21 protein-coding genes are annotated in these 20,608 nt (G+C 38.6%); 9 read left to right on the forward strand and 12 right to left on the reverse strand.

Features of this window, described 5'->3' with window-relative positions:
• Positions 1-139: 139 nt before the first annotated feature.
• On the reverse strand, positions 140-958 hold the full coding sequence (locus V514_RS0116430) for a tetratricopeptide repeat protein (RefSeq protein ID WP_029500951.1): 819 nt from the start codon (positions 956-958) through the stop codon (positions 140-142).
• 530 nt (positions 959-1,488) lie between these two features.
• Here V514_RS0116430 and V514_RS0116435 point away from each other — a divergent pair.
• A complete protein-coding gene (locus tag V514_RS0116435) occupies positions 1,489-1,905 on the forward strand; it encodes a hypothetical protein (RefSeq protein WP_029500952.1) in 417 nt (138 codons plus the stop codon).
• A 240-nt stretch (positions 1,906-2,145) separates the two neighbouring features.
• On the opposite strand, the gene V514_RS0116440 is transcribed toward V514_RS0116435, so the two are convergent.
• From V514_RS0116440 to V514_RS0116460, 5 genes are all read right to left on the reverse strand, one after another.
• Positions 2,146-2,832 (reverse strand): hypothetical protein, encoded by a 687-nt coding sequence (locus tag V514_RS0116440; RefSeq protein ID WP_029500953.1) that lies wholly within the window; start codon positions 2,830-2,832, stop codon positions 2,146-2,148.
• Between the two features lie 136 nt (positions 2,833-2,968).
• Complete coding sequence (locus V514_RS0116445; protein WP_029500954.1) at positions 2,969-5,863, reverse strand: leucine-rich repeat protein; 2,895 nt, start codon at positions 5,861-5,863, stop codon at positions 2,969-2,971.
• Between the two features lie 291 nt (positions 5,864-6,154).
• A complete protein-coding gene (locus V514_RS0116450) occupies positions 6,155-6,469 on the reverse strand; it encodes a DMT family transporter (protein WP_029500955.1) in 315 nt (104 codons plus the stop codon).
• 1 nt (position 6,470) lies between these two features.
• On the reverse strand, positions 6,471-6,800 hold the full coding sequence (locus V514_RS0116455) for a DMT family transporter (protein WP_029500956.1): 330 nt from the start codon (positions 6,798-6,800) through the stop codon (positions 6,471-6,473).
• Between the two features lie 72 nt (positions 6,801-6,872).
• Positions 6,873-7,451, reverse strand: coding sequence for a TetR family transcriptional regulator (locus V514_RS0116460; RefSeq protein ID WP_029500957.1), 579 nt, complete (start codon positions 7,449-7,451; stop codon positions 6,873-6,875).
• Between the two features lie 203 nt (positions 7,452-7,654).
• On the opposite strand from V514_RS0116460, the gene V514_RS0116465 reads away from it, so the two are divergent.
• The 5 genes from V514_RS0116465 (at position 7,655) to V514_RS0116485 (ending at position 12,556) form a co-directional block, all read left to right on the forward strand.
• On the forward strand, positions 7,655-8,215 hold the full coding sequence (locus V514_RS0116465) for a copper resistance CopC family protein (protein ID WP_029500958.1): 561 nt from the start codon (positions 7,655-7,657) through the stop codon (positions 8,213-8,215).
• A complete protein-coding gene (locus tag V514_RS0116470) occupies positions 8,215-9,282 on the forward strand; it encodes a copper resistance D family protein (RefSeq protein WP_029500959.1) in 1,068 nt (355 codons plus the stop codon). The genes V514_RS0116465 and V514_RS0116470 overlap by 1 nt, the downstream gene beginning before the upstream one ends.
• A gap of 160 nt (positions 9,283-9,442) precedes the next feature.
• Positions 9,443-9,988, forward strand: coding sequence for a glutathione peroxidase (locus tag V514_RS0116475; protein ID WP_029500960.1), 546 nt, complete (start codon positions 9,443-9,445; stop codon positions 9,986-9,988).
• A gap of 18 nt (positions 9,989-10,006) precedes the next feature.
• The gene (locus V514_RS0116480; RefSeq protein WP_029500961.1) at positions 10,007-11,692 is read left to right on the forward strand and encodes a methyl-accepting chemotaxis protein; all 1,686 of its coding nucleotides are present in this window, start codon (positions 10,007-10,009) and stop codon (positions 11,690-11,692) included.
• 342 nt (positions 11,693-12,034) lie between these two features.
• Positions 12,035-12,556 carry a GNAT family N-acetyltransferase gene (locus V514_RS0116485; RefSeq protein ID WP_029500962.1) on the forward strand — a complete coding sequence of 174 codons (522 nt, stop codon included), beginning with the start codon at positions 12,035-12,037 and terminating at the stop codon, positions 12,554-12,556.
• 44 nt (positions 12,557-12,600) lie between these two features.
• Here V514_RS0116485 and V514_RS0116490 read toward each other — a convergent pair whose 3' ends face one another.
• Positions 12,601-12,906: a hypothetical protein gene (locus tag V514_RS0116490; protein WP_161630211.1), complete on the reverse strand. Its 306-nt coding sequence runs from the start codon at positions 12,904-12,906 to the stop codon at positions 12,601-12,603.
• Positions 12,907-12,985: 79 nt separating this feature from the next.
• Between V514_RS0116490 and V514_RS0116495 the strand changes: the two genes are divergently transcribed.
• On the forward strand, positions 12,986-13,201 hold the full coding sequence (locus V514_RS0116495; protein ID WP_029500964.1) for a DUF3923 family protein: 216 nt from the start codon (positions 12,986-12,988) through the stop codon (positions 13,199-13,201).
• Positions 13,202-13,344: 143 nt separating this feature from the next.
• Here V514_RS0116495 and V514_RS0116500 read toward each other — a convergent pair whose 3' ends face one another.
• The 4 genes from V514_RS0116500 to V514_RS19835 all read right to left on the reverse strand — a co-directional run bounded on the left by V514_RS0116500 (position 13,345) and on the right by V514_RS19835 (position 17,151).
• A complete protein-coding gene (locus tag V514_RS0116500; RefSeq protein WP_029500965.1) occupies positions 13,345-14,763 on the reverse strand; it encodes a transglutaminase domain-containing protein in 1,419 nt (472 codons plus the stop codon).
• Positions 14,764-14,838: 75 nt separating this feature from the next.
• Positions 14,839-15,492, reverse strand: coding sequence for a DUF3298 and DUF4163 domain-containing protein (locus V514_RS0116505; protein ID WP_029500966.1), 654 nt, complete (start codon positions 15,490-15,492; stop codon positions 14,839-14,841).
• Between the two features lie 159 nt (positions 15,493-15,651).
• Complete coding sequence (locus tag V514_RS0116510) at positions 15,652-16,494, reverse strand: P-loop NTPase family protein (RefSeq protein ID WP_081715085.1); 843 nt, start codon at positions 16,492-16,494, stop codon at positions 15,652-15,654.
• A gap of 18 nt (positions 16,495-16,512) precedes the next feature.
• On the reverse strand, positions 16,513-17,151 hold the full coding sequence (locus tag V514_RS19835; protein ID WP_029500968.1) for a helix-turn-helix domain-containing protein: 639 nt from the start codon (positions 17,149-17,151) through the stop codon (positions 16,513-16,515).
• Between the two features lie 212 nt (positions 17,152-17,363).
• Between V514_RS19835 and V514_RS19840 the strand changes: the two genes are divergently transcribed.
• Positions 17,364-17,735, forward strand: a complete 372-nt coding sequence (locus V514_RS19840; RefSeq protein WP_029500969.1) for a helix-turn-helix domain-containing protein — start codon at positions 17,364-17,366, stop codon at positions 17,733-17,735.
• 27 nt (positions 17,736-17,762) lie between these two features.
• On the opposite strand, the gene V514_RS0116525 is transcribed toward V514_RS19840, so the two are convergent.
• Positions 17,763-19,145 (reverse strand): reverse transcriptase domain-containing protein, encoded by a 1,383-nt coding sequence (locus V514_RS0116525; protein ID WP_029500970.1) that lies wholly within the window; start codon positions 19,143-19,145, stop codon positions 17,763-17,765.
• A 564-nt stretch (positions 19,146-19,709) separates the two neighbouring features.
• On the opposite strand from V514_RS0116525, the gene V514_RS20095 reads away from it, so the two are divergent.
• Positions 19,710-20,482, forward strand: a protein-coding gene (locus tag V514_RS20095) for an IS5 family transposase (RefSeq protein ID WP_152528980.1) whose coding sequence is annotated in 2 segments (ribosomal slippage) — positions 19,710-20,025 and positions 20,025-20,482 — 774 coding nt in all. Because the reading frame shifts where the segments join, the coding sequence is not laid out codon by codon here.
• Positions 20,483-20,608: the final 126 nt, after the last annotated feature.

Raw genomic sequence — 20,608 nt, forward strand, 5'->3', positions numbered from 1 at the left:
CATCCGTAAAGAAGCTCTGCTAATCCACACCATGCCAAGTATATTTATTCCGCTTCCGTCAAAAATTAAAAACTCGCACTCCATGTAATGATTTGCCAACAAAAAAAGAGACCCTCCACATTAACATAAGGTCTCTTGCTTAATCCATAATAGGCGTTTCAATAGGATGCTTTGTAAAAGCTGCCAATAATGGACTTGGTTTTTTTTCATTAATTTTCCTGATATCTCGTTGCAACAACTGGCGATGGAAAACAGTCATCGGCTGTAACTTTTTATAATATTCGGCAATTAATGACGCATTCAATGGCTGATCGTCTAATAAATAATCTAATAAATGGCGCATGAGCTGTGACATGACAAACATGTATGGTTTTTCATCAATCACGCTAACCGTTCGAATTTCCTCCAATAATTGACGCGCTGTGCGCCATTTTCCCAATTGCATGTAAGCACCAGCAAGATGTGCATGAATATACAAATACAGTGCAGGATTTTGATTATACAACGTTTCAATTGTATGATTCTCGATTTGGTTATACAATTTAACCGCTTCCAAAAAACGTTTTTCATCAATGAAATACAAAATTTTATAATAAATCATCGCTGCATACGTGTAAAGCGCCTCTTCTTTGTCCACTAAAGAGGGTAAAAGTTCAATAAATTTTTTCAAATACGCATTCGCTTGCTGTTCTTGCTTCATATAAAATAAATAAAGAATTTGAACATGTAAATAAAGTACTTCTTCCTCGATTGTACGATGTTGTTTCACTTCATTCATAAAACGTTTATAGTAGGAACTTGCTGCCTCTTTATTACTTAAATTTCGAGCGCAAACAAGACAAAGCTGTAAAAGACGGGGTTTTTCTTCCGTTGCTGTTGGTAAATACGTTTCACCTAAAACTAACGCTTCTTCAAAACGGGCTCGTGACACGAGAATTTTCATTTTTTCGATTGTCATTAGTTATCACCGCATCTTCCCATATAGTTCTTTAAGTATATTATACTATGAAACACAAATAATTATCTAAATAATCAATTATTTTTTCTGTGGCTTACTCTTTTTTTGACGTTTATCCCGCTATTCGCCTCGTTTTTTCGTGCTCAAATACACTTTTCAATAATGCTCATTTAGAATATCTTTCAAAAAATTGCGTACTTTTGATTATTTAACACACCATTTTCATTGTAGCTATGCCTAGATAAAATGATATTTTTTTGTTATTAATGCGATAAAAGAACGAAAATACATTAGTAATATGTACGCTTGTAAGAAAAAGAGCGTAGTATTAGAATAAATCAATGGAGAGATTACCCTCTCTCCTAATCCTTATGAAGCTGGTCATCGCCTATGACCAGCTTTTTTCTTTGCTGTTATTTGTACAGTTTCATCGTTTTGCTTCCTCTTTTTTATGCAGTTACGTCATCGATATAGCTTTGCTAGCAAGAATTTCGTAACATGAACATGATTATTACAAGGAGGACATTCCGTTGAAAAAAACATTCCCTTTAGTTCTTACAAGTTTCTGTTTATTCATTTTAGCGGGCTGCCAATCTGCGGCTCCTGAAATTCAACAATACATTGAAATTAAACAATACGATAGCGCCAGTGAGGATTATAAAACATTGGCAACAGAGACACGCGCAACAGACACGCGCAATTTTTTAAGCACCCTTGATTGGCAAGAGGCGAATATCGCCAAAGTGCATGCCCCTGACTATACATTCCAATTTTCAAATTCGGCAACCGACGTCAAATCAGCGACTTATCGTGTATGGTTAAATCCATCAAAGGATAAAGCGGAAATTTTTGTTGAAGGCGAACAAAAACATGTACAACTTGACCGACAAACATCAGCCGAGTTGTTCGATAAACTTGTTGGGCAGCCATTAACAGCTGTTAATTGAACTACCCCCACTTAGCCGTTCTGATGAACTCACTTGAAGTGGGGGATTCCTACGAACAGTGCGTGCTTGTTCCTACTTGCTCGAAACAGCTGCTTCACTTTTTTGATGCCCACATACATGGCACAGTTGGCTTGATGGGAAGAAGCGATTGATTTTCCTTTTTTAGCGTTCGCAACAAAAAACCGGAACCGCGCCACAGCGCGATTCCGGTTTTTCTTATGCTCATCTGAGAGGCTATTTTTATTTTTCCTTCTTAACTGCTTCTTGTTTATAACCATATGGCAACAAGCTAATTTCTTTGTCTTTTTTGTTAATGAACAATGTACCTTCATATACAGTGACACCACTTGCACTAACTACTTCCGTTGTAGCCTTCATTTTTAAGGCCGCATCCTCTTGATCAGCCGCAGTCAACTTCAAGTAAAAGTTACCGCTATATTCACTATAGCCTTTCACATAAAAGTCATCGTTAATTTTCGTTTGGTACAATTTGACCGTTTCAATCTTTGTTTTCTTATCAATCATTGGTGTGTTGCCTAAATAGCGATACGATGTATAATTTTGTGTATACTCCATCATATCGTACTCCTGCTGAATTTGTACCGTCTCCGTTGCTTGATAATAACTATAGCCTACAGAAATCGCTAGCAATAGATTTACTAAAAACAATACTTTACTCGTACCACTAATACGTTTGTAAAATGGCTCGCGCTTCGCTTCTTCTAACTCTTCGCGAATTGCCTCTTTTTCTTCATCGGTTAATGGCTTCCCAACACGAATTTCTGCACCTTTACTTAGATGATCAATCGCCGTTTGATTCGCTTCTTCAAGGCGGCGCTCCTTCATCTTATAGACATATTTATCCCAAAATAGCGTAAAGACATTAATCAGCGTGACAATCACTAAAAGAACAATATTTATTATCATATTTCTGACCTACTTTTTTTAATAATCTCGTTGCCTATTATAGAACAAAAAAAGAGCTCAGGTCAAAAATTCGCTATGTTTTTGTTACTATCTCATTAAAAAAAGAGGCTCTGCAAATTAAGCAGAGCCTCTTCCGTTATTTTACAGTTACTTTTTTTGCTGTACACCATAATCCGAAAATATTTTTCTTGTTAAATGTTTGATATGGTTTCACACGCACATAATACGTTTGACCTTTTTTTAACCCATTGATTGTTTTCGCTAATGTTTTTGATGAACGCAACGTTACCGTCTTTCCATCTTTAAATGATTTACTCGTTGCATACTGTAATTTGTAGCCACTTGCAGTTGTACTTTTGCGCCACGTTGCTTTAAAACTTGTTTGATTTACTACTTTTAAACTCATAACATTGGACGTTGCAGGTGCAGTAATTGTCGATATCGTTTCGCTATAATCACTTAGCATCGTTTTACCAGGAAGTTTTAAATAAGCAAGCACTTTCACACGATAGTTTGTACCTGGTGGTAATTTATCGAGAATAACATCTGCTTCTGCTGTGTTTACTGTACGTATCAGCTTTCCTTTTGCATCATAAAGTTTTACCTTGTATGCCGTAACGCCTTTTTGATCTGCCCATTTCATATAAAGTGAAGTTGGGTTACTTGTCACCACCAACGCTTGAACCCTTGATGGAATCACATAAATTACGCGTGTAAAGGTTGTCGTGTTATTGTTTGAATCTGTAACAGAATAATGTACCTCATATCGGCCAGGTGACTTGATAGTCGGTATAGAAATTCTTGTCTGTTGTAGCAAATCGCCATCTTCTTCATCACTTACTGTAATATTTTGACGTACATATAGCTTATCGCCTAAGTGTATCGTTTGTATAGCTTCTCCAGAAATGACTGGCTTCGCATTTCGTGTCACATAAAACGTACGAGATTTTACCGATGTATACCCCGTACTTGTTGTCACTTGATAATGCACAGTATAACTGCCAATTTTTGTTGTATCGACTGTACCTAATACAGTTGTACGCGTTGTAATATCGCCATCTTCTTCATCCTCTACTTGAATTACTTTTAGGGGATCAAATGTTGAATTGACAGGAATATAAGGGTAGGTTAAATGCTCAAAACGTGCCAGATGATGCCACTTCACATAAAGTATCACACCTAATTGTTGTCCATCCCATAGCTTTGTTTTCGCTGCATCAGTATAAATCTCTTTTATGCTTCGATAAAAGTGATTTTCCGTTTCTGAATTCGTCGTAGCATTCCCTAAAATAGTTGGTGCTACAGCTGTTAATGATACTGGCAATGCCAATTCATCAATCAAATTTTGCGCAAAAGCAAATTCCTTTATTATTTGTACATTTGCTGGAAGTGTCACTGCCGTAAGATTATTTTTACGGAAAGCATTCGCACCAATTGTTTGAAGCTTCGTGTTCCAATTAATTTGTTCGATATCGTTTTTTTGGAATGCATCGTCACCAATCGCTTCAACAGCTGATGGTAATGTAACAACTTTCAATCCGTTTTCCTCAAATGCTGCCTTGCCAATTTCTTTCACATCACTTGGCAAAATCAATGTTCGAATACTATTGCGTTGGAATGCACCTGCTGGAATGACGGGCATACTTGCAGGTAATATTAAACTTTCAATCCCATTGTTCTCAAATGCAGACACGCCGAGTTCCGTTAAAGTATTTGGAAGTATCAGTGTACTCAGTAAATTATCTTTAAACGCACGTGCATGGATTGCTGTCACATGCTTCGGTAATGTCAGCGCCGTAAGCGTATTATATTCAAACGCCGATTCACCAATCATCGTTACACTATCTGGAAGTGTTATCGTTTTAATTTGATTATTTTTAAATGCGCTCTTTGCAATCAAAGGGACACCTTCCCCGATTGTCACATCGTTCAATTGATTGTTCGCAAAGGCACTTTCCCCCATTATTTGAAGGGTTCCTGGAATCGCGATGGATGTTAAATTAGATTTATAAAAAGCAGCGTCGCCAATTTCTGTTAACTGTTTCGGTAGCGTTACCTTTTCAATCGGCAATTCATAAAAGGCTTTTGCACCAATTTTTTTCAATGATTGTGGAAGTGAAATGGTTGTTAAACTCGAAACTTTCATAAAAGCTTGACTGCCAATTTCCTTAACCCCTTCTGGTAATGTTAGTGCTGTCAATTTCGTTTTATAGAATGCCTTTTTACCAATCGTTGTGTTCGCTGAACGCGTAAAGTGAATATTTTCGAGTAATGTTTCACTAAATGCTTCATCGCCAATTAGTTCAATTGTTTTCGGGAACGTAACATTCGTCAACTTTGTTTTATAAAATGCTCGTTTCTCGATTGTTTCAAGCGCTGATGATAGCTTTATGGTTGTTAATGGCGTATTCCCGAATCCTAACTCGCCAATCGATACGACCGTATCTGGTATTGTAACCGTTGTTAATTTCGTTCCTTCAAATGCTTTTGCACCAATGACTGTAACCCCCGGCTCAATCGTTATATCTGTAAGTGCATTGTATGCAAAAGCACCTCTTCCAATTTCTCGTACTGTACTTGGAATTGTTACACTTTTAATTTGGTTAAAACCAAACGCTGAAAAGCTAATAGTTGTTAAGCCTTTCGGTATTGTTACTGCGGTAACACCAGCACTCGAAAAACTCATCTCCCCAATTTCTTTAAGTGTTGAAGGTAATTTGAGTTCTCCAATATCCGTTGTACGATAAAAGGCTTTCGCTCCAATGGATATAAGACCTTCCGGCAAAGTTACACTTTTAATACTTTTTGATTCAAATACTGAATCTCCAATACGCGTGACTGGTTTCCCATCAATTGTTTTTGGTACAACCACATCAATTGTATAATTTGAAAGGTATTTCGTAATTTCAACTTCTCCATCTACTATTTTGTAACGAAATAAATCCGTTTGAAATGTATCCTCTGCCTGAGCATGTAGAGGTACAAGACAGCCAATGATAGTGAAAAGAAATATTGCTAAAAATCGTTTCATTACAACTCTCCTCATAATAAAAAATGCAAACCTTAAAGAGTTTACCATTTCGTATTCTAAAAAGAATGAACCTTTTGATTGAGAGTCTATATAACTATGCCATACTTGAAGCTGAACTGACTTGTAGTAGGCGAACCCCGTCTGTTGGCTCGAAAGTCGTAATCCTTCCGCTAAAATATTGCAGTTGGCATTGATATCGCGGTCGAGGGTCGTATGGCAAGTTGGGCATATTTTGCGAAGAAATAATAAAAAAACCTCTCTAATTTTCACATTAGAGAGGTAACAAACGAATTATGCCATCGCCTTTAAACCAATTAACCCGACAATAATCGCCGCCATACTGACTAAACGCATTTTATTTTTTGCTTCACCAAAAAATAAAATATTGACGACTACTGCTCCAACGGTTCCTATGCCAATCCAAATCACGTAGGCAATACTTAACTGTAAATAATTAAACGATTGATAAAGGAAGAAAAACGATAAGCCAAATCCCCCCATATACATCGCAAGCTGCCACATTTTTTTCGATTGGCTATATAAGCGTAGACCAACGACACCACCAATTTCACAGGAAGCAGCTACTAATACAAAGAGCCAGCCCATATTATGCCTCCTCCTTTTTACCATCGCTTAATTTTAAACCAATAATACCCGCTACTAAAATAAGCATAAATGCGCTTGTCATTAGATCAAACGGTTTATTAAAAATGACTAAATCAATTAATACCGTACCAAACGTACCAACACCAGCAAAAATCGCATACACGGTACCGGTTGGTAAGTTTTCACAGGCTTTCGCTAAAAAGTGGAAATCCAGTACAATCAATGCGACAATCAATACCCATTGCCACCAAGCCGTTGCAAATGAAAATCCTAAAAGCCATAAAATTTCGCAGAGACTGGTCAATGCCACGTATATCCAGTCTTTTTTCATGAATAACAATCCTCCAACTAGTAATGACTGACTAGGAGTCATTTTTAAAATAAAAGAAAAGCATTCAGTATTTTACTGAATACCAAGGGCACGACGAACGAACACTTTTAACGTGCGAATTTGTTGTGCAGCAAATGCTTCATCGACCATTTTATCGAATAAATAAAGTTGCTCTGCTGTCGATTCAATCGTCCCTATTAAAATACGTGCCGTACTAAAAGCGTCCAAGTCACTGTACATCGTCTGCTCTTGCTGGCCGCGCACGATCAATTGTGTTACCCAATCATAAAACGGAGAATAAATTTCTTCCCATTCGCCGATGTACTCACTTTTTGCAAGTCCAGCATATAAAAGCTGTAACCGATCCTTTTGTTCCAGGTTAAAGCGCATCATCGCGTCAATCATGTCATTGAGCTGTTCCTCTGCTGATGTCGATTGCTTTGTTTCTTGTTGTAAATACGCCAGAATTTCAACAATTACTTGTTTCGCAATTTCAGGCATAACAGCGGCCTTTGTTGGGAAATACAAATAAAATGTTCCTTGAGCAATACCTGCAAGTTTTACAATGTCAGATACTTTCGTTTTGTCAATTCCTTGCGCTAAAAATACTTGTTGTGCTGCAGCGATAATACGCTCCTTCTTGTTTGCCATGTATGCGCCCCCCTTCTGTTACTTCTATCGTAACGGAAAACGTGAATGACTGTCAATCAGTATCTTTTGTGACAGCCATGTGAATTTGTAAAACCATTTACACATTCCGCATCATTTATGGACATTTATTCACAATTTACTCATGATTTTCTTGTACAATAGATGATGGATTAATAGCTTAATTAAAAGGAGACGGTAACAACATGATGAAACGTTTCATTCCCGTTGCAGCAGCAGCTATTGTGACAACAACAATGAGCTTACCTGCCTTTGCACATTCAGAATTAACAGACTCGACACCAACAGATGGTGCGGTCGTAAAAGAACAGCTTGATGAAGTATCGATTACATTTAGCGGAAAAATCGAAAAAGGTAGCGATATTACCGTTACAGATTCAGAAGGCGACAAAATGGATGCAAAAGAACTGACAATTGACAATACAAAAATGACGGTTACATTTGACGAGCCTTTAGATAACGACACATACAATGTCGATTGGAACGTATTAAGTGGCGATGGTCACCCAGTAGAAGGCACGTACTCATTTTCTGTCGATGCAAAAGAAGTAGCTGAAGAGAAAGAAGATGTAGTAGAAGAAAAAGAAGAAGCTACTGAAGAAAAAGTGGAAAAAGAAGCGGACACGCCAAAGGCAGATACGAGCGATGAAGTAACAAGTCCATCAATGGGCATGCTTGCAGCTGTATTTGGTGGCCTCGTTGTCGTAATTGGCGGCGGTTTATTCTTCTTATTGCGTAAAAAATAATGCTCGAAATTTCGCAAGCATTACTTTATATTTGTTTAGCGATTTTAACAGGAACCTTTGTGCTTTATAGCGTGCCTGCACAAAAACGTCCTGATATCGCTGTGCCCCAAAAATGGCTCTTGACGAGTGCAAGCGCGATTCCGATTCTAGCTTTTGTCGCCGTAATTGAAGTCATCGCAAATTTAGGTGCGCGTCTTGGTTATGTCGATGCGACGATTCTCGTCCTGACATCAACAACGGTCGGACTTGCGTGGGTCATGACGCTCGCCTTTTCAATCATGCTCATTATTTTAGTGGCGCGCGGTATGTTTGCGCGTTTTGGGCTCCTGATTATGGTCATTTTAATGATGACACTCGCGTGGGCAAGCCATGCGACATCGATGGACTTTGCGACCGGCATCATTAGTGATTTTCTTCATACACTGGCGATGAGTTTATGGGTAGGTACATTGTTTGTTGTGAGCTTTTTTGCAAAAAACACGACAAATTGGCTCGCTTTTTTAAAGTGGTTTTCAATTATGGCGGCAGCCAGCCTATTTACAATCGTCATTAGCGGTCTGTTGTTAATGGGTGTACTTGTACCTAGCTATATGACATCGTGGCTAACAACTTATGGACAAGGCTTATTCTTTAAGCATGTTTTCTTAATACCAATCGTTTTGTTAGCCTTTGCGAATACAGCGGTGGCACGCTTTATGATTAAACGCGAGCTTCCATTTAACCCGCTTCCATGGGTGCGCGTAGAAAGCAGTTTTTTAGTCATTATTTTAGTGATTACAGCTATTTTCACGCAACAACAGCCGCCTGTACACGAATTGACACAATCGATGGTTTCGCCGGTATTCCAGTGGCTACATGGCGGCGCCGTTATCGACGGTGATACCGTAATGAACTTTGCCTTTTCGGGTGTCGCTGTAGCATTTTTAGCTACCGCGACGATTGGAATTTGCGTCTTTTTAGCGACATTTTTACTACCAAGAGTGCCAGCATATGTAACATTTGTGTTTGGCATCATTGCTGCAGTTTCAACTTATTTATTTGTTATGAAAAGTATTATTTTATTATAAACACTAGCGGAAGAGGGGCTAAATTTAAGCGCTTCTTCTTTTTTTGTCTCAATCTTGTATAGTTTAAAAGGTATTTACTCACTTCATCCATCTTTATAGTCTTTTAGTTTACACTGTATATAATTAGAACTAGAATATACAAAGAAAAGAGGTTATTTTAATGAGCATTTATAATTATTTGGTGCAAAAACCTAATAATGAAATTTTATCGATGCAAACGTATCGTGACCAAGTGATGCTTATTGTGAATACAGCAAGTCAGTGCCAATTTACGTACCAATACGAAGATTTACAAAAACTTTATACACGTTATCAACATCAAGGTTTGACGGTATTGTCATTCCCTTGCAATCAATTTGGCGAACAAAATCCCGAAGATGGGCAAACAAGTGCCGCACAATGCAAACTGCAATATGGTGTGTCTTACCCTGTATTTGAAAAAGTAGATGTTAATGGCGCTACAGCGCATCCATTATTTAATTATTTAAAACATGAAGTACCTTGCGCAGATATGGAGCGCGAGACAATGCAACAAAAAATGCTACATGCACACATTCAAGAGCATTATCCAGACTATTTATTAACCCCCAATATTCGTTGGAACTTTACGAAGTTTTTAGTGGACCGACAAGGGCGCGTTGTTCAGCGCTTTGAACCTGATACTTCATTGCTTGATATCGAACAAGCAATTGAAGCATTACTTTAAATTTGAGGAGGAAATTTTGTGAGTGTTGGCAAAAAATTAAATATGGCCTTTATATCGATTTTGATTGTTATGTTTATTTCAATTTCGATAGCAGTAGTTAATATTGTCGCAATTAATAGCAAGGTCGAAGAAGCATTTCATAGTCGCGTAGTACAAGTGCAGTTAATTGATGAAATCATGATTGATATGTATCAGCAAGGGCTATATGCGCGTGCGATTATTATTGATGATACACAAAGCAATCGCGATTTATTAGCTGCGAGTGCAAAAGGTGTCGATGATTCAATTGCTGAGTTAAAAAACTTTTTAGTAAGTGCAAAAATGAAAGAACAATGGGCAGAAATGGAGCAATACAATCAATCATTTAACGAGCAAATAGAGCAATTTAGAGCAGCTGTAAACGATAATGATTTGAAAGAAGCAAAACGAATTATTGTTGAAGAAATTGCCGATTCAAATGGCCATTTAGTACAAATTGCCGATGAGATGCGCACATACCAAAATCAGAAAATGGAAGACATCGCTGACGAAACAACGTCGTTAATTGACTTAACAAAATGGATTTCAATTATTGCATTAATTGTTAGCGTAGCCATTACTTTATTCTTTATTGTCTATATTCGCCGTCATATCGTTAATCCATTAACTACTATGACGAATATGGTCAATATTGTTGCTGAGGGTGATTTGACACAACATGATATTCCTGTACATTCAAAAGATGAAATTGGTCAGCTTGCAGTAAGCGTCAATACAATGAAAAACAATTTACATCACCTTGTGCAAAACTTACAAGTAAATGCTGAACAACTATCTGCTGCTGCAGAGGAATTATCAGCAAGCACCGAGGAAGTGAGCGCGGCAAGTCAAGAAGTAACCGCGCAAATTGAAATGACGGCCGACCAAGCAGTTGCTTCTGCTTCCGCTTCAAATGAAAGTGCCTATGCAATGGATGAAACCGCACAAGGTGTCCAACGTATTGCAGAGTCTGCACAAACGTTAAATGAAGCAGCAAATGATACAAGTATGCAAGCAACACAAGGTGTGACAACGGTTAATGAAGCGAGTACGCAAATGACTTCTATTAATAGCTCAACAGATTTAGTAAGTGAACTCGTAGCGAAACTAGCAACGCAAACGGCCGAAATCGCATCGATAACAAATATTATTACCGACATCACCGATCAAACGAATTTATTAGCGCTTAATGCCTCAATTGAAGCGGCGCGTGCGGGTGAGCATGGCAAAGGTTTTGCTGTCGTTGCAGCCGAAGTTGGGAAATTAGCGGAGCAATCGAAAAAATCAGCAAACTCGATTAAACAATTAACCGATGAAATTCAGCTAGATACTGCTAACGTCGAAAAAGCTGTTGCAGAGTCACTCGTATCGGTGCAGCAAGGTGTCACTATCATTCAACATGCACGTCAATCATTCGATACGATTTCCGCATCGGTTTCTACAATGACTGCACAAATTGAGGACGTATCGGCAACATCTGAACAATTATCTGCTGGTGCAGAGCAAGTATCCGCTTCGATTCAAGATATTTCAAATGGTTCTTCACAAACATCTGAGAGCATTCGCATTATCGTCGATTCGATGGAAGAACAAAAAGCAACAATGGAACAAATTAGTGTCGTCGCAACCGAATTAAGCATAAATGCACAACAATTGAACGAAGAAGTTCGCGCATTTAAAGTGTAATATCAACTTAAAAGAGGAATCATATTCGCTATGATTCTTCTTTTTTTTTACAAAAATCGCGTTATTTCTTCTGTTTTCGGGAATATTATTTGTAATGGAGGGATCCCTAGATGGATGCCAAACGTTTAATGAAAATTGAGTAGCAGCCAGGCTCAAAATAGATATCGAAAGAGAGGTGAAAACTGCTACTACAACAGCCGATTTATCGGGTACAAACCTTGAGCGAATAGTTATCCTATGACTCGCTTAGTACTTTAGAATGGAGCGGCCGGCGCGAGCACGTTCCTGTTTGAGCACTTCAATCTAACGCTAGAGGTATATGTTTTAGTAGCAGGTCTTTCCATGATTGCGTTAGAAAATAATCGTTTAAAACTCGTACAACCTGACTTACAATATGTAGACGCGATGTATCGAATTCACGCGGATCCAACGACCAATCTCTACCATTCAGGAGAGCTGCACGAATCGAAAGATGAAACGCGTGCCATGCTACAGCAATGGATACAAGATTGGGAGCGTGACAAGATCGGCTTCTTTATCATTATTGAAAAGGCGTCCAATGAAGTTATTGGCATGTGCGGTGTACGCTACCGAGACTGGCAAAACGGCCGTATTTTTAATCTTGCCTACCGACTAGATACTGCCTACACACGCAAAGGCTACACAAAAGAAGCCAATCAGCTTGTCTTGCAGTTTATTCACGATACAATCGACACCAACCCAAAAATTGTCGCCCGTACAAAATACAATAATATCCCTTCAATCAAGACAGCAGAAGCACTCGGACTAGCACTTAATCCTCGCTTCGATAATTTTGAGGAACCTGGAGATGTGTATTTGTTTAATAAAGGGTGTTTTGCATAATTAAACACTAAAAAGCCGGATTTCATCGTGAATCCGGCTTTTTATTAGCTTTCAGAAATGCCCATTCCTAATAAAGTTAAATAAAGGAAGCTTGTCGTTACAACAAACGCTAAAACATTCATCAACATACTCACGATTTTCACAAAGCGATTGTTTGTTTTCCACGCTAAAATAAATGCATAAATAAAGCCAATATCCATTACAATACCAAGCACAATAAATAGCATGATATCTGAACCCTGACCAGCTATAGCGAAGAGGCTTAAAGCAATAATAATTAAGACAATAGGAATAAGTAAGGGTGTAAAATCTTTTTGTGATGTCACTAAACCACCTCCATATTTTACCATAACATAAAAACCGCACCTTTTCTAACGAATTGAAACTTTTTAAGCTACTCATCCGTAGTTCTAGTAGGGAGGTCATCGTATGAAAATTATTTGGTGGATTTTAAATGTATGTTGGATTGCCCTGTTTTCCGCATTAGCAACTGTTATTTATACCCGTCATGCCGATGCTCGCGGTGTTATACAAACACCTGAACTACGCCTAACTTCGCTCATGATCGTTGGCATTCTTGCAGTCATTATTTTCATCGGTCAACTTATTTTTCTGCATATTATTAATAAGTCCGCACATACATAGTTAAAAAGAGGCTTTTACAAAACAGCTCCTGTTTCTTTTTTAGCGTTCGCCACAAAAAACCGGAACCGCGCCACAGCGCGATTCTGGTTTTTTTATGCTCATCTGAGAGGAGGGTTTTACACGTATGTCCCATCCTCTTTTTTTTAATGCAACGGCACGTGACAGTCGCCGGTAATTTCTAGTTGCGCTTGCCCTACTCGCTCAGCAAGTGCTGCCGGTAATGTTACTATGATTGGTTGCGTAGCCTGTAGTGGCTTTTTATTCGCCGTCAAAGAAATTTGCAGTGAATCCAAACATAAAATATCGACGGCTACTTGCTTATAGCCATCTCTCAGCAGCAATTCTAAGCCATCATCACTATGAAAACGTAGCGGTTGTGCCTTCCCTTTATAACTTCCAAACCAGCTACCACCAAAACCCGCTAGTGGGACATCTAGGGCCTCTAGTTGTGCTGTTTCTTCTCGCGCCTGTTCAAAATGCAGCGGCTCCCCGTCACGAAACGACACTTCTAGCGCGCCGAGTGTCCGTTTAATGCTCACGACTTCTCGCGTCTCGACACAACTAATAGCGCCCGCTTCGAGCTTATATAACTGACGCGCGCAATCGACATGACAAAAATAGAGCGCATCGTCAAAAGCGGTACAAAACTGCACGCGAGCGTCAAGCAACACCGTTGTTTGACGCGTATTAACATTCATCTGCATAAGCTGTGCCGACGTTGGATGCGGAAAATAAAGCGCATCACCTATATACGTCACATCATAAAAATTCGACATGCCTTTATACATTTCGCTCAAGCACTGCGGATAATGCGCGGGATTCCAATGATGATCGCGCTTCATAAAGTCATCCGAGCGTAAAAAATAACGATAGCGAATCTCGTGATTTTTCATCTTCGAACCTAAATCATTCCACGTCGCGTCGATATGGTACCACTCGCCGCCAAGCTGCACCATATTCCACGCATGCCCCAAATCACTCTCACCATCTGCCTTACCGATGACGTAATAGCACGGAATGCCAAGCTCCTCCATCATCTTTTCAAATAATAACGCATAGGCCATACAAACGCCTTGCTTCTCATGCATAAACGTAAACACCGTAAACGGCGAGCCCGTCGTATTCATCTCATAGTGATGATTGCGCACAATATAGTCATGGACAGCCACCACTTTTTGAATAGTGCTCATGTCGTCTGTAATCAACCGCGCTAAAATACGCTGAATCTCATCCGTCACCCATTTGTGCTGCTCACGCGACATGCGGTACTTCATCGAAAAGTCGATTTTAATACGATTTTTGGACACGCTAATATATTTGCTGTCTTGACGCGCGCAATGCTGTGTATGAAACGGCTTTTGCAAATGCGAAATCGTAAATGCCTCCTGCAACAGTTCACCAAGCGGCTTTGGTAGTCGCCCATTAATGTAGAGTGAAAATTTCCGGTCCCCGCGCTGAATATGCGTCACAAGCGCCGGTAGTAGTTGCCGTGCTGTAATCGTTGATTGTTTCAAACCGCCATTCGCCTGAAACGCCTGTAATGATTCAAAATAAATTGCCATGTCATTCCCTACAATCTGTTCATAATGCCTTTATTATAACAAAAAAGAAGCCCAGCGGAACCGGGCCTCTACCTGTTATTTCATCATATATTTTGCTGGGATCGATACGGTCATCATACCAGCTGCATACGGTGCTACTTCATACGGATCAAACGTTACTTTAATGCCGCCAGAAGCTACCCAATAATACGGGTGACCAGCAATTGTTGTGTGGTTATCGGCAAATGGATATTTTCCAGGATGCGCTAACATTTTTTCTTTCGCATACTGTTTCGCTTGTAAATAGGCCGCTTCTGATTTAAACGCGCCTTTTAGCGATAGTTGTTTGCCTTTATACACATTGTAGCTTTCATAATACGAATTACCGTGCGCCCCACCATTATAAATATACGTTTGGGTTAAAATACTAATTTTCGTTGAAGTTTTATATTTTACAATCGGTGTCAATCCAATCACATAGTCAATACCATCTGGAATGCTACCATTTTCCCGGTCCTCTTTCAGCTGCTTATCTAAGTCCTTTTGCGTTGCATACGCTTCTTTTGCTTGTTGATACATCTTCGCATTCACTGCTTTATACTTGTCCCCATGAATAACCGCATATTGAATTTGCTCTGTCTTATACGACTTAACCGAAATCTTTGGCGCTGCTGCCTGTGCACCTAAACTTTGAAGCGGTAACATCACGAAAAACAACAGCATAATGACGACCGTCCATAACTTTTTCAACGAAATCACTCCCTTTAAGAGATGAGGTTTTTCTCTTTATTATAATACAAAATGGAAAGGAATGGGTAGTTTAAAGACTTATTTTTTGAAAATTAAATTATTTACCTAGTTGACTTCCGTAACTACGCCATTGTTGCCACCGTTCTTAAAATGTCGACTTTAAAACCCAAGCAAGCGCTTATCCGGTGTCTCTTTAAAGATAATATGTTCCACTTTCCGCATCGCGCGCGACATCATTTTTTTGTCATACATCGGTGGTATGAAGCGATCTCGTTCGCGGTACCCGGTCAACAGGCGCTGGCCACTCAAATTCGTCGTAATAATCGTCGGCTTATGCTGACGGCTATTTAATATGCTCCGCAGCACATTACTCGTATACTCACTCGCCCGTTTATCGCTGTAAATATCCCCCGTCTCGGCCCCTAAATCATCGAGCACGAGCACATCCGCCTTACTCGCAAGCGTCACGAAATAATTTTGCGTATACATGCTCTCTCGATTGCCAATACTGTCACGCATTAACTCCATCGTCCGTCCAAAATCTAAAAAAAGCGTTTGACGATTTTGCGGCGCAGCTTCGTTGACATACTGTAAGATGCTCATCGCTAAATGACTTTTACCGCACCCGGTCTCTGGAGATTGGATCCACACACTAAACACGTCCCCAGCTACAAAACGCTCAGCAGCTCGTATAGCCAGCGCTTTATTGAGTTGCTCCTCTTCCGTCTCAGCTAAAAAGTTTTCAAAGCGCGCATGCCGAATCGTCTCATCTTGAATAATCGAATGCCTTGCTAGTGTGCGGTAGCGCGCCAATCGCTCAATATCCAAACAGCGCTGCTGCTCCGCTTCTTCGATTTGCTGCTGCAATGCCTCCGTTCCGCAAAATGGGCATTGAGATACTTGATAAGTCGGGGGTAAATAAACAAAATCACTGTCATGCCGCATGCAGTAGTTGGACTTGTCCCACTGCAACGCACTTAAGACATCTCGTATGTTTTTCATACTCAGCACTCCTCTGTTTTAAAATGGAATTTGTGTGCCACCAAATGACGTTGACGACCAGGCATTTTTCAGTAAATAATCGGCGTAAAAAAGTAGCGGCTTCTTTTTGGCGTGGGCTTCCCTTAACGCTTCCATGATCGCTGACACATCTTGATACGTTGTGAGCAATGCCGTTAATTGAGCAGGTGCCTGTTCACCGGTGAGCTCTTCATAAAATTCTGTGAGCTGCTGTATTTTTAACTTGTTATTATTAAGACTGTTATTATTAAACCTGTTACTTATAGTGGCCACATGTTGTTCCGCTACAGATTGTTCGGTTACGCCCTGTACCGCTACCATTTCGTGTGGCAACGATTTGTTACTATAACAAACCGACTGCTTCAGCACGTAGATATTATTTGAAAAACCATTGTCTGTACGCTGCCGTTTAATGTCCAAATAACCTCGTTCGACTAACTGTTTCCTGTGCGCCAATAAGCGTTTTTTTGAAATAGTTAAATCATGACATATCAGCTCAACACTAGGATATGCCTCAAAACGATTGCCCGCAAACGCTGCTAAATACGCATAAATCGCCTTCGCTTCAATTGACAACTTTTCATCACGCATAACGATTTTAGGAATGATGCCATAACCTTCTGCTAGGATTGAATTCATATAATGGAGCCTCCTTTAATTTTTTGCTATGGATACGATTTGTACCCTAACAAAATGTGCACTTATTACACTTAAAATCATTTAAAGTGCTGTTATTACACAAATTATAAGGTTATTATCGTATCACGTCAATTTATTTGTGTATTTTTTGCACAAATAATACTTCAAGACTCTCTTTCGCCTATAATTAAGAGAAAAGAGGAGGTTGTCGCATGAAGTATGGAGCCATTTTCAAATCACTACGCACAGAAAAAAAATTATCGCAGCAAGAACTAGCAGATTATATGCAAATCAATCGCTCTACCTATGCGCGGTACGAAACCTCTCAGACCCAACCAGACTTTGACACATTATTCAAACTTGCAACATTTTATGACGTCTCGATTGATTATTTATTAGGGTATTCTGACGAAAAAAATACATACGCAAACATAACACCAACTCAAAAAACGATCCTCGATTTCTTCGAAAATAGCCCCTCCCTTTCATTTGATGAAGGGGAAGCGGAGACCTTGCAAAAAGTGCTGCAGGACGTGGAAACATATTATGAGTTTTTAAAATTTAAGGCACAAAAAAACCCCTAGTGATTGGAAGTCACTAGGGTTTTTAGATTAAACTTTAGTATGTATACGATAGCCCAATCTTTTTTCAATATATTTTTTTCGATTTTTCATTTGGTCCATCATCAAGTTATTCGTGTTGGGCGAAATTTTATTAAACGATTTTTGACAGCGCTCCGCATAGCTAATAAAATTCCCATATTTTTTAACACCTAATTTTATTTCAGTATTATATTCTTCAGGAAATGCCCCTAAATCTGTAAAGTAGCGATAAATTTTCCTGCGATATGGTAACTTTTTTAAATCTTTCTGCCTTTTTACATAATGCGCTTTTCGAATTAACTTATATGCATTTCTATAAAATTTATAAGAACTTTTATTTCGCATTCTCACGTTTTGCCCATCAAATGTAAACCCTAAATAATCTAAATGAAAATGATCTACCTTATCGATATTAATAATTTTTTTTTGTTCATATAGATAGCTTTTTGTTTTCTCTTTTTGTAATTCGATTTTATTCTCCTTAGATAGCTTAATAATTTCATTACGCATATGTATAAAATCTGTTAACGTTAAATTCCCTTTAGGTATTACTAAAATAAAATCATCCGAATAACGACGATAAATACCTTGATACTTACTTGCTAATTCTTTCGCTTTTTTATCAAAATCTATAGCATACACATTTGCTAATACGGCACTAATTGCAGATCCCTGTGGAATTCCATAATTATTTTTATTCGATTTACAAGGTATTCTTCTACTAAATTTTCGATAGTCACTTAGTTTTTTAAAATACGAATACTGCCTATTATTTTTTAGATCCTTATCAGTTCCTTTTTCTCGAATTAAAATTTCTTTGTCATAAAATCCATACCTTGTAATTGAATTAAATACATTAAACCAGTCTGCTGGCAACCTGTTCTCACCTAATACTACCTTTACACGCTCTTTTAGTAATTTATGATCTAAACTCCCGAAAAAGTTAGTGAAGTCTCCAATTAGAATATAAGCTTCGTTATAACTTACTATTTTATTAATAACCTCTGCAGCAGATGTAATGTTAGAAAAATTTTCCTCACTATTTCCTTTATTTCTATATGCTATAGAGCATTCATCAATTTTTTGCTTCTGCACCCATTCATTATATTTATTGTTTAATTTAATAGAATAATGTTTATAAATAAAATTATCTAAGTGCCCTGCATACATAATTTCACGTTTTTTCACTTTAACCGGCCTATTATTTTTTTCTATATTTTTCTCTTTTGAAAATTTTTCAAAAATAATTGGAAAATAAATAAATGGTAAAAAGCTATGTTTTGCAATCTTATCGGGATTACTAACATAGCTCTTTACCTGTTTATATTCTTTTCTATGATCAAAGTGTATATATCGTTTCTTTTGATAAATTTCATCTTCATTTTTCACCATATATACCACCCTATTATTTGGATCAGGAAGAACTAAAGCCCTGATTACTTTTCTAAAAAATTAGACGTTCAACCTGGACACTGGGGCTACACCCTACACCTTTGCCCTCTTTTATTAACTATGTAGTCGATCAGCTTTTATTACATGATAGGATAATTTCTTATCTTGTAATATCTTTTCTTTCATGCAAGTATGTTACGATGTAGCTGTATCAATGGCTCTCACTTATCTGGAAGGAGTACTTATGAAGACAACGACTAACTTGACTAACAATTCGCTAGTTAACTTATTATTAAGAAGCTGCTTGTTGATAATAAGTTCAGAAACTAACCTCGAATTGCTTGACAGTCTGATACATCATTTACTACTATCAGTTTCATAGTAGGCATTGTAATAAGAATTTCTACTACAAGAACTATTATATATAAAGAACTATTTTTTTACAATATAAAACAATTTAAAAGTTAAATTCGCTTTATATAAAATTAGTTATTTTAGGTTCTGTCTAAAAACTATTTCCACCCCATGATACAATGGTGTAAATCAGAAAATGGGGTGGATGAAATGGCGCCAAGTCGTTACGAATTAACAGATGAACAGTGGAAACAAATTGAAGGGTTCTTCCCACCGTACACAACCGGTCGTCCTTCGAAACGAAGTAACCGTGAGATGTTCAATGCGATGCTGTGGGTTGCGCGTAGTGGCGCACCTTGGCGTGATCTGCCAGAACGCTATGGCTTTTGGAAAACGGCATATGCGCGCTTTTGTAAATGGCGCAATGACGGGACACTCATTTTGATTTTTCAGGCGCTTCAAATCGAACCTGATTTTGAAAACGTAAGCATCGATTCAACAAGCGTTCGCGCTCACCAACATAGTGCGGGGGCAAAAAAAACGCCATCGATACCGAAGTTGCCCAACACATCGGTGTAAGTCGTGGCGGAAAAACAACGAAAATCCATGCCATTGTGGATGCGTTAGGCAACCCATTGTTATTTCAACTAACAGCTGGAAACGTGCATGATAGCCAACCTGCTTGTGATATGTTCGACCAACTTCCAATCGCGGGCAGTAACGTATTAGGTGATAAAGCGTACGGTACAAAGGCGATTCGCGACAAACTGACAAGTAAAGGCGCACATTATACGATTCCACCACGTACGAACGCCAAAGAACCGTGGTCTGTCGATTGGTATCTCTACAAAGAGCGTCACGTAGTCGAATGCTTTTTCAATAAAATCAAACACTTTCGCCGAGTGGCAACCCGTTACGACAAATTAGCCACTTCTTTTTTGGCATTCGTTTATATCGCTGCGATTTTCAAGTTGACGCAATAAGGTAGAGTTTTTAGACACGTCCTAGTAAAATCGCTCTATAAATTATTAAGAACACAAAATAAAAGTAAGCCCGAAATATAAAAAAACGCGCACCTTAACGGTACGCACAGCAAATAGCCGATTAGT

Origin of the sequence: Kurthia huakuii LAM0618, assembly GCF_000505545.1 — a bacterium.
Lineage (GTDB): Bacteria > Bacillota > Bacilli > Bacillales_A > Planococcaceae > Kurthia > Kurthia huakuii.

What these genes read in the sequence shown, in the direction of transcription:
- V514_RS0116430 (WP_029500951.1), bottom strand. Translation starts at nt 958, where the DNA reads ATGACAATCGAAAAAATGAAAATTCTCGTGTCACGAGCCCGTTTTGAA.
- V514_RS0116440 (WP_029500953.1), bottom strand. Translation starts at nt 2,832, where the DNA reads ATGATAATAAATATTGTTCTTTTAGTGATTGTCACGCTGATTAATGTC.
- V514_RS0116445 (WP_029500954.1), bottom strand. Translation starts at nt 5,863, where the DNA reads ATGAAACGATTTTTAGCAATATTTCTTTTCACTATCATTGGCTGTCTT.
- V514_RS0116450 (WP_029500955.1), bottom strand. Translation starts at nt 6,469, where the DNA reads ATGGGCTGGCTCTTTGTATTAGTAGCTGCTTCCTGTGAAATTGGTGGT.
- V514_RS0116455 (WP_029500956.1), bottom strand. Translation starts at nt 6,800, where the DNA reads ATGAAAAAAGACTGGATATACGTGGCATTGACCAGTCTCTGCGAAATT.
- V514_RS0116460 (WP_029500957.1), bottom strand. Translation starts at nt 7,451, where the DNA reads ATGGCAAACAAGAAGGAGCGTATTATCGCTGCAGCACAACAAGTATTT.
- V514_RS0116465 (WP_029500958.1), top strand. Translation starts at nt 7,655, where the DNA reads ATGATGAAACGTTTCATTCCCGTTGCAGCAGCAGCTATTGTGACAACA.
- V514_RS0116470 (WP_029500959.1), top strand. Translation starts at nt 8,215, where the DNA reads ATGCTCGAAATTTCGCAAGCATTACTTTATATTTGTTTAGCGATTTTA.
- V514_RS0116475 (WP_029500960.1), top strand. Translation starts at nt 9,443, where the DNA reads ATGAGCATTTATAATTATTTGGTGCAAAAACCTAATAATGAAATTTTA.
- V514_RS0116485 (WP_029500962.1), top strand. Translation starts at nt 12,035, where the DNA reads ATGATTGCGTTAGAAAATAATCGTTTAAAACTCGTACAACCTGACTTA.
- V514_RS0116490 (WP_161630211.1), bottom strand. Translation starts at nt 12,906, where the DNA reads ATGGTAAAATATGGAGGTGGTTTAGTGACATCACAAAAAGATTTTACA.
- V514_RS0116495 (WP_029500964.1), top strand. Translation starts at nt 12,986, where the DNA reads ATGAAAATTATTTGGTGGATTTTAAATGTATGTTGGATTGCCCTGTTT.
- V514_RS0116500 (WP_029500965.1), bottom strand. Translation starts at nt 14,763, where the DNA reads ATGGCAATTTATTTTGAATCATTACAGGCGTTTCAGGCGAATGGCGGT.
- V514_RS0116510 (WP_081715085.1), bottom strand. Translation starts at nt 16,494, where the DNA reads ATGAAAAACATACGAGATGTCTTAAGTGCGTTGCAGTGGGACAAGTCC.
- V514_RS19835 (WP_029500968.1), bottom strand. Translation starts at nt 17,151, where the DNA reads ATGAATTCAATCCTAGCAGAAGGTTATGGCATCATTCCTAAAATCGTT.
- V514_RS19840 (WP_029500969.1), top strand. Translation starts at nt 17,364, where the DNA reads ATGAAGTATGGAGCCATTTTCAAATCACTACGCACAGAAAAAAAATTA.
- V514_RS0116525 (WP_029500970.1), bottom strand. Translation starts at nt 19,145, where the DNA reads ATGGTGAAAAATGAAGATGAAATTTATCAAAAGAAACGATATATACAC.